This window comes from Bifidobacterium asteroides (assembly GCF_003202695.1).
GTDB lineage: Bacteria > Actinomycetota > Actinomycetes > Actinomycetales > Bifidobacteriaceae > Bombiscardovia > Bombiscardovia asteroides_G.
The window spans coordinates 199,567-212,158 of sequence record NZ_QGLL01000009.1 but is presented as its reverse complement, the minus strand read 5'-3'; the positions used below and the strand labels follow the sequence as shown (position 1 = coordinate 212,158).

Below are 12,592 nucleotides of genomic sequence, written 5' to 3'. Positions count from 1 at the left end.
AAACCGTGTATAGTATCTACATGGCTCTGGAAAGTGCCCTGCCCCTATAGCTCAGTTGGCTAGAGCAGCTGACTCTTAATCAGCGTGTCCGGGGTTCGAGCCCCCGTGGGGGCACAGAGTCAAAGCCCTACAGCCGCAAAGGCTGCGGGGCTTTTTCTTTATTTGGGGGATTCGTCTGAAACACGATTTTGTGTGACATTTAAGTGACAAAGTCTTCGCAAAGGAAAAGCCCCGACGGAGCGGGGCTGATTTGTTGGGATCTGGTTACTGATTGAGGTGCTGGACGGCGTAAGCCGCTTCTTCGGGGGTGAACTTACCTCCGTACTGGCTGGCGAGCTGATGCCGGATTTCTGCTGGGCTCATGTTCGTGTACTTCTTGTAGTCTTTGGCTGCGGCGAGAGCAGTGGCGTTGTAGTCGGCTTTGAGATTATCTACGGCGTGCTGGGCGACATTGGGCGTGAATTTATCCTCGGTGGTGAGGTCGTAGTAGATGCCCTCCTTGCTCTCGTGTCTTATTTCCAGGCAATATTTGGCTCTGGCGTGAGCAGCGGCGTTGTCGTCGGCTTTGAGGTTGTCTACGGCGTACTGGGCGGCCTCGGGCGTGAATTTATCCTCGCTGGTGAGCTCATCGTAGATGCCCCGCTTGCTCATGTGCATTCTTTTCTGGTAGTGTTTGGCTTCGGCAAGGGCATTGGCGTTGTAGTCGGCTTTGAGATGGTCTATGGCGTACTGGGCGGCCTCGGGCGTGTATTTATCCTCGCTGGTGAGCTCATCGTAGATGCCCTGTTTGCTCTTGTGCAGAATCTCAGAGTAGTCTTGCGCCTTGGCCAGAGCCGCCTGGTGATCGTCAGGGTTAGGGTTGGCAGGGGTTTCAGGGTCCTTTGGGGTTTTCTTCATCTTGTTCAGCTGCTGTGATATGCCGGCTGTCTCGATCTTGGGGGCGCTGATGGTCAGCTTGATGTCTGATCCCGCGGTTACGGCAAAAGCAAGAATGGCGACCACGGCGATGACGACCCAGAACCAGACCCTCTTGTAAATCGGCTTTTCCTCCGGCGGCTGCATCCACGGGGGCACGGGTGTCTGTGGGGTCTGTGGGGTCTGTGGGGTCTGTTCGGCGTTGGACATGACTTATTTATCCCTCTTTCTTCATCCTCTATGACTACCAGCAGGCTACCAGTTGTTCTGTACGATGGTCATGCTTATGGGGATTGGCTCTGTGCTTTGCAATGCATGCGGCTCGAATCGAGTATGCGCTGGTGGTCCTGGATGATTTGGAGGGTGACATCGAGTTCGCAGGCGATCCGGTAGTGGTCGCCTTCGTACATGACTTCGGCTGTCTGGTATTCGATCGGGTTGACAAGCTTCAATGCGGTTTCGCGTCGCGTCCGGCGTTCCAGACGCGGGCCGTAAACGCCGTCCCTGGTGGCGTCGGCGTGCTGACAGCGGATGAGCTCGTGGACGAGGGTGCAGCGTTTCCGGCAGTAGATGAGCTGACTCTTAACAGCGTGTCCGGGGTTCGAGCCCCCGTGGGGACACGGAGTCAAAGCCTACAGCCGCAAAGGCTGCGGGGCTTTTCTATTGGTCGTGGAGTTCGCCTGAAACACGATTCTGTGTGACATTTGTGTGACAAAATCTTCGCAAAGGAAAAGCCCCGCCGAAGCGGGGACTGAAGATCATTTCTTAGGCAATGATCACGTTTCTCACGTCGCCAGCCTGTCTGCTGCTTTCCTCGGCCACTGATCTTAGATCCTGAGCGACTTCTCTGGCGTGCTTGATATACGGGAACTGGTAGCTTCGCCCTTTGTTCTCAACGATAGTTATCGACCCGCCTGAGAAGGGGCTGTCCGTGGCGTTGATCATCTTTGCGCGACGCAGGTCAACGTTCGTCGTCTTCTTCGTGATTAGACCGGTTTCCTGGCTGAGTATGTAAGTGCCGTCGAAACTGTAGTTCGTTGTGGCGATGGAGATGGCCTTGAAGATCATCGGTATGTACCCCAGGATCCATGACCAGCAGGCATTCCCTATGAGAGCACGCCAGTCCTTCCCTATCTGCAGCATAGAACTCCTTCGTCGTCAGTGCTGCTAGAAGCCTAGCAGGAGCTAAGCACGGCATAGTCAGCTGGAAGGTATCTGAGTGTTCAGGTGTGGCGAACACGAGATGTAACCAACGCGTTAAAAGCGGCCGATCTCTTCCATGTTAGCAATCGTAGGACGCGAGCTAGTACAAGGCTTGTCAAAGGTTGTTTGACGGGTCACCATGCTGGTCGGCTTCCTATTGCAGTGGGATAGGGGTTCGAGGTCATGTTCGTTGCGCTCATATTCGACGCGGTATCAGGAGCCCGCATCAATCGGCCAAGATTTTGGGACAGACTGTTATCGGTATCTTTCCCCAGAGTTGGGTCCTGCCTCATAAGCTGCCGCAATTGATCTGAGCGGCCCTAGGCCAGCTGGTCGTCTATGCCTGCTACCTCCCGAACTACCGCATGACCAATGAGTTCGCGCTGATTTCGAACGCCTTCTGTACTGTCAACGCTTTGGGCTCTCTGGTCAACTACTTCATCAGCGGGTTCTTGCGAGCCTTGTGCTGATCCTAGGAGTCCTCTGCTGTCTTCAGGGGAAAGGGGCAAGGGATTGGCTGTCCACTCCAGCGTTATCGACCTGGCTGGTGGAGGCCGGTCACCTATCTGGCGATCCTACCGTCCCGGGTCTTATTAGCAAGCTTGGAATATGGTGCTTGAACGATATGGCGTTTGAACACACAACTGTAGACATCATATTGTCATGTTGTTATAACGTTTGCGGAATTCGAGGTCGAAGATTCCAAGGGAGGTATCCATTCTTCCGCGATCATTCGCTAGGGAGCAGATGGGCTTCATCGTATGCGAGGAGGCAAATTGCTGGACCAGCGTTTCGCGGAAGGCACCGTCATGTATAGGAAGGGAGTAGCCGATTGGGAGGAGACAGCGGACGTGATCACCGGTTTTGGGCATTTCCGACGGCATTCCGTCATCGTTGCGCTGATCTCCCTGATCGGCCTGATTCTGCAGCGCAAGTCTGCCACGGATGTCATGAAGGGGACCATACGGACCTTCGTGGGCTTTCTGGTCCTTGCCTCTGGCGTTGGCGTGGTGACCAATGCATTGACCCCCCCCTTGGGAATATGTTCCAGCATGCCTTCCATCTCCAGGGCGTTGTTCCCAATAACGAGGCCATAGTCGGCACGCCTCTGGTCAGGTACGGATCCGTAGCTGCGCTCGTCTTCTTCTTCGCAATGATTGTCAATGTCCTTCTTTCAGCAACCTCATATTTCAAATATGTGTACTTGTCAGGATACGTGGCCTTCTATATGGCCACGTGATAACCGTCATCTTCTCGGCGGCCGGGTTCTCCACTTGGCAGACCCTGCTCTGCAGTTCAATCGCTCAGGGCCTGGTTGCGACCTTTTCGCCCGCAGTCCGCAGCCTTTCATGAAAAAGGTGACTGATGCCGACGATGTGTCCCTGGGCACACCGGCGGCTCGTGCATCGCCCGCGGTGGCCTGGTGGCTACGCTCACGCGCAGCAGGAAGCATCCCTCCAAAATCAACTGAGGATATCAGCTTTCCCAAGAACCGGGGCTTCCCGTGTGATACAACAGTCATCGTGGCGATTTTCGCTGGTCCCGGCTATATCGAGAGCAAGCTCAGCGACGGACAGGACTTCATCGTCTATGTGGTCCTGCAGGCTACGACTTTCTCTGTCGGCGTCTACATCATCCTGGCGGATGTTCGTGTGGTCCTAGGCGAGAGCGTTCCTGCCCTCAAGGGCATCAGCGGGCACTTGGTCAAGAACGCCAAGCCTGCACTGGACTTCCCGGTCACCTTCACCTTCGCTCCTAACGCTGTTCTGATTTGGGAATCATCGTCGTGCTGATCCTGGCCTATGTGGTTTCCTGCTTCATAAACAAGCGCAAGAAGACCATTGCCGCTGCAGCTGACTCAGCTGACAAGGCTGAAGCCGTCGCCTGGATCTGAAGCCTTTGTCCTATCTGAAGTTGGCAGAGGCGGCGATGAGGAAGGGTCATGGGACTAACTGATTTTGAATATTAGTTCCGTAGCCCATCCGTAGCTGGAGAATATTGCTGCTTGGCCCATTTGCTGGCAGAAACGGGTAGGGTCTTTTACGATCATTGAGGACAGCGAGTCTCCGATTTGCGCAGGTCGTGGGATTTCAATTCACGAAGGCCATGTAATCAGGTGGGTCGGTTTTGCGATTGTAGATGGAATTTCCAAGCGTGTGTCCGTGCGAGACCATTGGTGCGGAAGCGTCAAACGAATGAAGGGATGGGGCGCAGTTGCCCACGGAGTCTGGACTTTGCACACGCTGCAATGTCAGTCGCATTAGAGTTCGCCATGCCAGAGAATATTTGATTCGTGGGGGATTGATTGTTCGCAGCCAGGGCAAGGGTGCCTTCAGGTTGAAGTCGTCTTCGACCTCTCGCGAGGTGATCAACGGCCACATTGAGGGATTCTGGCGCCAGCAGCGTGACCTTGGCCGAACAGTCAAGACGCGAGTACTTGGCAACAGGATTGTCGAGAATGCCGATTTTGCATCCAGGGTGGGTATCGATGCTCAGGCAGACCTGATCGAGCTGGAACGACTGCGCCATGTCGGCGGCAATCTGCACAATTATATCTGCGCCTACCTGTCGTTGCACGGTTTCCGGAAATACTCGAGCATGATTTCTCCGATGGATCCCGCTATAACTTCATTGAGGAACAATACGACGTCAGGCTCGCCAGAAACGAGGCCGTAGTCCGCATCGAGAATGCCGATTCACGGTCGCCGGATACTTTCATATGGATTTGGGCTGGCTCTTGCTGGGCATGGATTCCACCGTCTTCGACGGATTTGGTTCGGTGGCGGCATTCGGCGTGGCTCTTCAACCGCCTTCGTATTCCGAAATAGAGTTCGTCATCAACAGCATCCGGACTCCGGGTGACGCCCCCCGTTCAAAGAGGTTGTCAACGATCTGTGGCGATGACTTTGAAAGTCCGCTGTCAGGCTGCTTCTGGAATGGCATCCTTTGCTTGTGCGTCAGGCTTGTCATGCTTGAATGGTTCGTCCTGCAGTGGATAGTATTGAGGATATACGCTTGATTCCTCGCAGAGTGCATCGGAGATGGGAAGGCAGGTACGACCATGGGGCGTCTTCTAGGCAGGACGAAGCGCGAACCGTTTGTGCTGGAGCATGCCAATATCGCGACTGGGGATGAACAAGGCACGGTTCAGAAGGATATGTCTGTTCTCGTGTCCACGGATGGCCGGATAGAGCAGGTCTGTCCCACGCCGCTGGCCTATGTGCCTTCCGGATACCGCCGGGTCAACGCTACGGGCAAGTTTGTGGCGCCTGGGCTTATCAATGCGCATACCCATCTCTTTGCTGACGGCAAGCCGCTGTCTGGGGGAACCGACCTGTCTCCGCGTGTGGTCAGTGCCGGTTTGAAGGTGGTGCACAGCCCTGCCGGCAGAGTCCTCATGGACGCCAGGATCAAAGGCAACGTTTCTACGCTGTTGAACTCGGGCGTCACGACCATTCGTACCCTGGGCGATGTGGGCTATGAGGCTGTTCGTCTGCGCGACCGGATTGATGCTGATGAGCTGACTGGTCCACGCATGCTGGCTGCCGGCCCTCTCCTGGCGATTCCCGGAGGGCACGGCGATCCTTTCATTGCTCTGTCCTGTTCCTCCCCCGAAGAGGCCAGGCGCCGGACCAGGGAGAATCTGGACCATGGGGTCAATGCCATCAAGGTGGCCGCAACAGGTGGCGTCACCGACGCCACCAAGCTTGGCGAGGCCGGCAGCCCGCAGATGACTGAGGAGGAAATGGCTGCAGTCTGCGATGAGGCCCATGAGTTTGGCGTGCTGGTTGCGGCGCATGCCCAGAGCCCAGAGGGGGTCAAGGCCGCTCTCAAGGCTGGCGTGGACACCATCGAGCATGGCAGTGCTCTTGATGACGAGATGATCGGGCTCTTCCTTGACAATCCGCGCTCGCTTCGTGGCTTCTCTGCTCTGGACCCCACCCTGTCCGCCGGACTGCCTCTGGTCAAGATCAGTCAGCAAGAGCTGGGGATCAGCGATATAGTTCGCGGCAATTCCGAGCTGGTCGTCGACGGCATGATCAAGAGCGCCAAGCAGGCTCATGAGCATGGCATTGCCGTTGGTGTAGGAACCGACACAGGCATGACCTTCGTGCCCCAGTACGGTACCTGGCGAGAGCTTGACTATCTGGTGCGGTATGCCGACTTCACCCCGGCGCAGGCCTTCCACGCCGCTACCCAGGTCAATGCGCGAAACCTGGGCTTCGACAATATCACAGGCTCTGTTGACACGGGCAAAGATGCGGATTTGATCGTTCTGGACAAGGACCCCGCTGAGGATGTGCGCACGCTGGCTGATCCCAAGCTGGTCATCGTCCGCGGCAAGCCGGTATGGCGGCCTGAGGTCAAGCACTTCGAGGAGATTGACCGCCTGCTCGACAGCTTCTGATCATTTGCTTTGTGGCCATCCAGAGGCATGCAATAGTGTGACCGACTGATGGTTTCCCGATGACCGGGTGGTATGCAAGCATGTCGGTATGCAAATGGGAGAGCCGAGAGCGGACCGGACAGACCAGACCAAGGTCGTAGGAAGGTTGGCGCCTTCGCCGACTGGGCGGATGCATCTAGGCAATATCTATGCATGCCTGGCGGCCTGGCTGGGTGTCAGGTCGCAAGGGTCTGACGGGGTTCTGCGGCTTCGAATCGAAGACATAGATACGCCGCGTGTGGTCAAGGATGCCGATCGCTGGATCATGGATGACCTGGCATGGCTGGGATTGGATTGGGATGGCGAGGTGGTCTACCAGTCCCAGCGCGCCGATGCTTACGGCAAGGCATTGCAGCAGCTGGAATCGCAGCAATTGATCGACAGGCAGCCTTTGATTTACCCCTGCTTCTGCTCCCGTGCAGACATCCGCGCGGCATCGGCGCCTAATGAAGGCGACGGGTTCATTGTCTACCCAGGCACCTGCCGAGGACTTTCCCGTCAGGTAGTCGGTGAAAGGCTGACCCAGGGGCGGAGGCACAGCCTCCGGATTGCAGTCCCGGATCAGCCCGATGAGTCGGATGCAGTCTGTCGCTTCGACGATCTGGTCTTCGGGTTGCAGTCCTTCAACTTGCCCAAGCAGGTCGGCGATGTTGTCGTTCGGCGCGCGGACGGCTTGGTTTCCTACCAGCTGGCGGTGACGGTGGATGACCTGGCCATGGGTGTCAATCAGATTGTGCGGGGAAGAGACCTGCTGAGGTCCACAGCCATTCAGATGTGGATCAGGAATCATCTTCAGCCGCAGGCTCCTCGTGTTCAGTACGCTCATTTGCCGCTGATCGATGGCGTGGACGGCAGGAGGATGTCCAAGCGTTTCGGATCGCCGGACCTGGGCTCGCTCAGAAAAGACGGCTGGTCAGCCAGGCAGGTGCTGGGGGTCTGTGGATGGCTCCTGGGACTCCTGGATCAGCCCAGACCTGCGAGTGCGCAGGAGCTGCTGGATGGTTTCACGTGGAACACACTGGCTGCTGACCGCAAGGATCGAATGCTGGATCTGAGCAAGCTGAACGTTTCTGGCGCAAAGCCGAATCTTTGAGTTCTCCGGCCCTGAGCTGCGCTGATGATTTGCCGAAAGTGCTTGCCTGATGACTTTCAGGCTTGCGGGAATTCTTGTTGAGCGACTGCTGAAGAGCAATATTCGTGACCTTGTAAGGTGACTCATGGATTCCGGTTCATCAGTCTTGCTGTTTGATGCCCGAGATTCGAGTGAATTCCAGTATGAGCCACTGGCTACCATGGCCTCAGTCAAGGCTTCCGGATTTCTAAGGAGGTAGCGGGTCATGGTCGCCTATATGGACCACAAGGATCTGGGCAATCGGCAGATCAGCCAGGAGCGAGCCAGGCAGATTGCGGAAGGGGTCAAGCGTGTAGCTGAAAGGATCGCCAAAGCTGAGGACTCCGTCGGCCGAGAAGAAGGCTCGGTGATGCTGCTGGCGGCCACTAAGACCCGCGATGTAGGCGAGATCATGGCAGCCATTGATGCCGGGGTGCGTCGAATCGGCGAGAACCGCCCCCAGGAGGTCACTGCCAAGGCCCAGGGATTGCTGGAGCTCTGTCGGCAGAGGGGGCTGGCTCTTGGCGCTGACGCTGCAGACAGTGATTCATCCAGCGTGGGCTTCCATCTTATCGGGCAGCTCCAATCCAACAAGATCAATAAGATCCTGCCATATGTCGACACGGTCGAGTCAGTCGACGGGCCCTCGCTGGCTCGAAAGCTGGCCACGCGGGCACTGGCTGCGGGCACAACTGCGGGCATACTCCTCGAGGTCAACGAGTCCGGCGAGCAGGCCAAGTCGGGATGCACCCCCGATCAGGCTCTGGATCTGGCATACGAGCTGGCCGCTATGGAGGGGATCCAGCTTAAGGGGCTGATGACCGTCGGCGCACATGTGGATGATGAGGCGGTCATCAGAAGCGGATTCGCACATTTGCGCGGCCTGCGCGATCGCATCAGGGATTCGGGGGAGCCGGGCACCGACGCCTGCACTATGCTGTCCATGGGCATGACCGGAGACATGGATTATGCGGTGGCAGAGGGATCGACCGAGGTCCGTGTAGGCACAGCCATCTTCGGCCCACGGGCTTTTATCTGACCGGCCGCTGTCTGTTTCGGAGCCTGAACCTGTCAGGAGGCCCCGCCTGGGGCTAGACTGTGCCCTATGAGAATCGCACGCTTTTCCTACAAGGACACCCCACGATACGCCTTTGTTCAAACTGACAAGCAGGACGGCAAGGACTATCTGGTCGAGTTGAGCGGCTACCCCCTGACCGGCCAGCAGGTCGAGCCCACCGGCCAGCGCTACCCCTTGGACGACGAGGATGCGCGGCTTCTGGCCCCGGTCATTCCTTCCAAGATCTACGGGGCGGCCAAGAACTACCGTGCTCATGCCGCCTACATGGCCGAGCGCGGCCAGTCCTCGAATCCGGAGCCTCCAGAGAAGCTCATGCTCTTCATGAAGCCCTCCACCTCGGTTATCGGCCCTGACGATCCCATCGTCAAGCCCTCGTACAGCAAAGACATGAACTATGAGCCAGAGGTAGCTGTCGTCATGGGCAGGATGGCTCGGAAGGTGAGCGCCAACAAGGCCATGGACTATGTGCTGGGCTACACCTGCGTCAATGACGTGACCCTGCGTGACCTGCAGAAGGATGATCCTATGTGGACCCGTTGCAAGGGATTCGACACCGCCTGCCCTCTTGGGCCTTGGATCGAGACCGACTTGGACTATCGGGATGCGAGGATTTCATTCAAGCTCAACGGAGCAGAGGTTCCCGAAGCCAGCGGCACCACCGCTAATCTGATCCACTCCATTCCTGAACAGATCGCTTTCATCTCCAGCTTCGCCACCCTGCTGCCCGGCGACGTCATCATGACCGGGACCCCGCACGCCTCTGGTTCGCTGAAAAACCGTGATGAGGCCACGGTCTGCGTGGAGGGGATTGGGTACCTGCGCAATGTGGTCATCGACGAATAGCAAGCGGTAGAAACACGGAACTTAAAAAACTTGAGCCTATTGGACTCAAGTTTGGGAATAGGCATCCTTCTTTCGCTGTTGTAGAAGACAGATGAACCCGTGACGGGGACTATCCGACTGGCTCGGCTGGCCCCGCCGAAGAATGTTGGAGGATGCTCTATGAACGAAAACTTCACCACCATGGCTCAGCAGGCCATAGGCGATGCTATCCAGTCGGCCTCGGCGGCTGGCAACCCCCAGGTGGATGTGCTCCATCTGCTGGACTCGCTGCTGCGTCAGCAGTCCGGCGTGGTTCCTGGACTGATCCAGGCGGCCGGCGGCGACAGCCAGCGGGTCGGAGCCGAGGTCCGTCAGGCCTTGGTGGCCCTTCCGTCGGCCAGTGGTTCCACGGCCTCGCAGCCCCAGGCCAGCCGTCAGCTCAGCATGGCCCTTGCCCAGGCGGAGAAGGAAATGCAGGCCATGGGTGACGAGTACGTCTCCACCGAGCACCTGCTCATCGCCATCGCCCAAGGTCCCTCGCAGGCTGCCGATATTCTGAACCGAAGCGGTCTGCAGGCCGATACCCTGCGCAAGGCCGTGCCACAAGTGCGCGGCGGTGCCAAGGTGACCAGCCCAGATGCCGAGGGCACCTATAAGGCTCTGGAGAAGTACTCCACCGATCTGACTGCACAGGCCAAGGAGGGCAAGCTGGACCCGGTCATCGGCAGGGACCAGGAGATTCGCCGTGTCATGCAGATCCTGTCCCGGCGGACCAAGAACAACCCGGTCCTTATCGGCGAGCCCGGCGTGGGCAAGACGGCCGTGGTCGAGGGCCTGGCTGAGCGTATCGTGGCCGGCGACGTGCCCACCACCCTGCAGGGGAAGAGACTGATCTCCCTCGATCTGAGCTCTATGGTGGCTGGCAGCAAATACCGTGGCGAATTCGAGGAGCGTCTCAAGGCCGTTCTCAATGAGATCAAGAGCGCCAACGGTCAGGTCATCACCTTCATCGATGAGATCCACACCATCGTCGGGGCGGGTGCCGTCGAAGGGTCCATGGACGCGGGCAACATGCTTAAACCCATGCTGGCCAGAGGAGAACTGCGTCTGATCGGCGCCACCACCTTGGACGAATATCGGGAGAACATCGAGAAGGATCCGGCTCTGGAGCGCCGCTTCCAGCAGGTCTTCGTGGGCGAGCCCTCCGTGGAGGATACCGTGGCCATCCTGCGTGGTCTCAAGCAGCGTTACGAGGCTCACCACAAGGTGACCATCGGGGATGACGCCCTGGTGGCGGCAGCTACGCTGTCCAACCGGTACATCTCTGGTCGCCAGCTGCCCGATAAGGCCATTGACCTGGTTGACGAGGCCGCTGCCCATCTGCGGATGGAGCTGGACTCCCAGCCTGAGGAGATTGACGAGCTTCAACGCCGCGTCACCCGTCTGGAGATGGAGGAGATGCAGCTGAAGAAAGCTGATGACCCTGCCTCCAAGGACCGTCTGAGCAAGCTGCAGGCCGAGCTGGCGGATTCCCGCGAGAAGCTGGGCGGCCTCAAGGCCCGTTGGGAGAACGAGAAGGCTGGCCACAACAAGGTCGGCGACCTGCGCGCTCAGCTGGATGCCAAGCGGGTCGAGGCCGACAAGGCCACCCGTGAGGGCGACCTGGAGAAGGCTTCCCGCATCCTCTACGGAGAGATCCCTGGCATTCGCAAGCAGCTGGCCCAAGCGGAGAATGCCGCCGAGCAGGCTAAGAATGCCGCCAATGAAGCAGGTCCCGAGGGAGCTGACATCGCTGGAGGCCCCGCACAGGAGCCCATGGTCCCTGATCATGTGGATGCGGATTCCGTGGCAGAGATTGTTGCTGACTGGACCGGCATCCCTGTGGGACGACTCATGGAGGGCGAAAACGAGAAGCTTCTGCATATGGAGGACTACCTGGGCAAGCGGGTGGTCGGCCAGCAGGAGGCCATCCATGCGGTATCCGACGCGGTCCGGCGCTCGCGTGCCGGTATCGCCGATCCCGACCGGCCCACTGGATCCTTCATGTTCCTGGGTCCCACCGGAGTGGGCAAGACAGAGCTGGCCAAGGCTCTGGCTGACTTCCTCTTCGATGACGAGAAGGCTATGGTCCGCATCGACATGTCAGAGTACATGGAGAAGGCTTCGGTCTCACGGCTGATCGGCGCTGCCCCCGGCTATGTCGGCTATGAGGAGGGCGGCCAGCTGACCGAAGCTGTGCGTCGGCGGCCATACTCGGTGGTCCTCTTCGACGAGGTGGAGAAGGCCAACCCAGAGGTCTTTGACCTGCTTCTGCAGGTCCTGGACGACGGCAGGCTGACTGACGGTCAGGGCAGGACGGTGGACTTCAAGAACACCATCCTGATCATGACCTCCAACCTGGGCTCGCAGTTCCTGGTCCGGGACGACCTGGACGAGGAGGGCAAGCGCAAGGCCGTCATGGATGCCGTGCAGGCCAACTTCAAGCCCGAGTTCATCAACCGTCTGGATGATCTGGTCATCTTCCACCCCCTGACCCGCGACGAGCTGGGTTCCATTGTGGACATTCAGGTCCGTCAGGTGGCCCAGCGGCTGACCGATCGGCGCATCACCCTGGACGTCACCGACTCCGCGAGGGAGTGGTTGGCCAACATGGGCTACGATCCGGCATTCGGTGCCCGACCCTTGCGTCGGCTGGTGCAGACCGAGGTGGGCGATCAGCTGGCCAGGATGCTGCTGGCTGGCAAGGTCCACGACGGCGATACGGTCTTGGTGGACCAGACCGGAGGCGACCACCTGGAGCTGACTGCCTGGCCTACCGAGAATCTGGTAGACGACTCGGTCACGGTCGACGGTGTGACTGCTGATGGTGACGCCGAAACAGGTGACGCCGAGCAGGCTGCTGGCGATCAAAGCGATGGCGGACGTGATGATGATCGAGGCCGTCATGCCGCGCGTGGCGATGATCAAGGCCAGGGCCAGTCTCACTGAGGCCAGGCTGCAATCAGCATTCATGACT

Annotated in this window: 12 protein-coding genes and 1 tRNA gene; 11 read left to right on the top strand and 2 right to left on the bottom strand. The window is 58.4% G+C overall.

Going from position 1 to position 12,592, the window contains the following annotated elements; translation table 11 throughout:
• Positions 1-40 precede the first annotated feature (40 nt).
• A tRNA-Lys gene (locus tag DKK75_RS07120) sits at positions 41-114 on the top strand.
• Between the two features lie 150 nt (positions 115-264).
• Here DKK75_RS07120 and DKK75_RS07115 read toward each other — a convergent pair.
• Together DKK75_RS07115 and DKK75_RS07105 are read right to left on the bottom strand one after the other, a co-directional pair.
• Complete coding sequence (locus DKK75_RS07115) at positions 265-1,125, bottom strand: Ltp family lipoprotein (protein ID WP_219997323.1); 861 nt, start codon at positions 1,123-1,125, stop codon at positions 265-267.
• A gap of 555 nt (positions 1,126-1,680) precedes the next feature.
• Positions 1,681-2,058, bottom strand: a complete 378-nt coding sequence (locus DKK75_RS07105) for a hypothetical protein (RefSeq protein WP_110452721.1) — start codon at positions 2,056-2,058, stop codon at positions 1,681-1,683.
• Positions 2,059-2,879: 821 nt separating this feature from the next.
• Between DKK75_RS07105 and DKK75_RS08320 the strand changes: the two genes are divergently transcribed.
• The 10 genes from DKK75_RS08320 to clpB all read left to right on the top strand — a co-directional run bounded on the left by DKK75_RS08320 (position 2,880) and on the right by clpB (position 12,564).
• Positions 2,880-3,215: a PTS transporter subunit IIC gene (locus DKK75_RS08320; RefSeq protein WP_258333196.1), complete on the top strand. Its 336-nt coding sequence runs from the start codon at positions 2,880-2,882 to the stop codon at positions 3,213-3,215.
• Positions 3,161-3,358 carry a PTS transporter subunit IIC gene (locus DKK75_RS08315; RefSeq protein WP_258333195.1) on the top strand — a complete coding sequence of 66 codons (198 nt, stop codon included), beginning with the start codon at positions 3,161-3,163 and terminating at the stop codon, positions 3,356-3,358. The genes DKK75_RS08320 and DKK75_RS08315 overlap by 55 nt, the downstream gene beginning before the upstream one ends.
• Positions 3,359-3,467: 109 nt before the next feature.
• Positions 3,468-3,911 (top strand): PTS transporter subunit IIC, encoded by a 444-nt coding sequence (locus tag DKK75_RS08310; protein WP_258333194.1) that lies wholly within the window; start codon positions 3,468-3,470, stop codon positions 3,909-3,911.
• Positions 3,890-4,012: a hypothetical protein gene (locus tag DKK75_RS08305; RefSeq protein ID WP_258333193.1), complete on the top strand. Its 123-nt coding sequence runs from the start codon at positions 3,890-3,892 to the stop codon at positions 4,010-4,012. Before DKK75_RS08310 ends, DKK75_RS08305 begins: the two co-directional genes overlap by 22 nt.
• 320 nt (positions 4,013-4,332) lie before the next feature.
• Complete coding sequence (locus DKK75_RS08410) at positions 4,333-4,794, top strand: UTRA domain-containing protein (protein WP_110452720.1); 462 nt, start codon at positions 4,333-4,335, stop codon at positions 4,792-4,794.
• A gap of 385 nt (positions 4,795-5,179) precedes the next feature.
• A complete protein-coding gene (locus tag DKK75_RS07080) occupies positions 5,180-6,526 on the top strand; it encodes a metal-dependent hydrolase family protein (protein WP_110452718.1) in 1,347 nt (448 codons plus the stop codon).
• An 88-nt stretch (positions 6,527-6,614) separates the two neighbouring features.
• Positions 6,615-7,658, top strand: coding sequence for a tRNA glutamyl-Q(34) synthetase GluQRS (gluQRS, locus tag DKK75_RS07075; RefSeq protein ID WP_258333190.1), 1,044 nt, complete (start codon positions 6,615-6,617; stop codon positions 7,656-7,658).
• 244 nt (positions 7,659-7,902) lie between these two features.
• Positions 7,903-8,715, top strand: coding sequence for a YggS family pyridoxal phosphate-dependent enzyme (locus DKK75_RS07065; RefSeq protein WP_110452717.1), 813 nt, complete (start codon positions 7,903-7,905; stop codon positions 8,713-8,715).
• A gap of 66 nt (positions 8,716-8,781) precedes the next feature.
• Positions 8,782-9,597 (top strand): fumarylacetoacetate hydrolase family protein, encoded by an 816-nt coding sequence (locus DKK75_RS07060; protein ID WP_110452716.1) that lies wholly within the window; start codon positions 8,782-8,784, stop codon positions 9,595-9,597.
• A 159-nt stretch (positions 9,598-9,756) separates the two neighbouring features.
• The gene (gene clpB / locus DKK75_RS07055) at positions 9,757-12,564 is read left to right on the top strand and encodes an ATP-dependent chaperone ClpB (protein WP_110452715.1); all 2,808 of its coding nucleotides are present in this window, start codon (positions 9,757-9,759) and stop codon (positions 12,562-12,564) included.
• Positions 12,565-12,592: the final 28 nt, after the last annotated feature.

Coding starts and splice junctions, on each gene's coding strand:
- DKK75_RS07115 (WP_219997323.1), bottom strand. CDS start 1,125: ATGTCCAACGCCGAACAGACCCCACAGACCCCACAGACCCCACAGACA.
- DKK75_RS07105 (WP_110452721.1), bottom strand. CDS start 2,058: ATGCTGCAGATAGGGAAGGACTGGCGTGCTCTCATAGGGAATGCCTGC.
- DKK75_RS08320 (WP_258333196.1), top strand. CDS start 2,880: ATGCGAGGAGGCAAATTGCTGGACCAGCGTTTCGCGGAAGGCACCGTC.
- DKK75_RS08315 (WP_258333195.1), top strand. CDS start 3,161: ATGTTCCAGCATGCCTTCCATCTCCAGGGCGTTGTTCCCAATAACGAG.
- DKK75_RS08310 (WP_258333194.1), top strand. CDS start 3,468: ATGAAAAAGGTGACTGATGCCGACGATGTGTCCCTGGGCACACCGGCG.
- DKK75_RS07080 (WP_110452718.1), top strand. CDS start 5,180: ATGGGGCGTCTTCTAGGCAGGACGAAGCGCGAACCGTTTGTGCTGGAG.
- gluQRS (WP_258333190.1), top strand. CDS start 6,615: ATGCAAATGGGAGAGCCGAGAGCGGACCGGACAGACCAGACCAAGGTC.
- DKK75_RS07065 (WP_110452717.1), top strand. CDS start 7,903: ATGGTCGCCTATATGGACCACAAGGATCTGGGCAATCGGCAGATCAGC.
- DKK75_RS07060 (WP_110452716.1), top strand. CDS start 8,782: ATGAGAATCGCACGCTTTTCCTACAAGGACACCCCACGATACGCCTTT.
- clpB (WP_110452715.1), top strand. CDS start 9,757: ATGAACGAAAACTTCACCACCATGGCTCAGCAGGCCATAGGCGATGCT.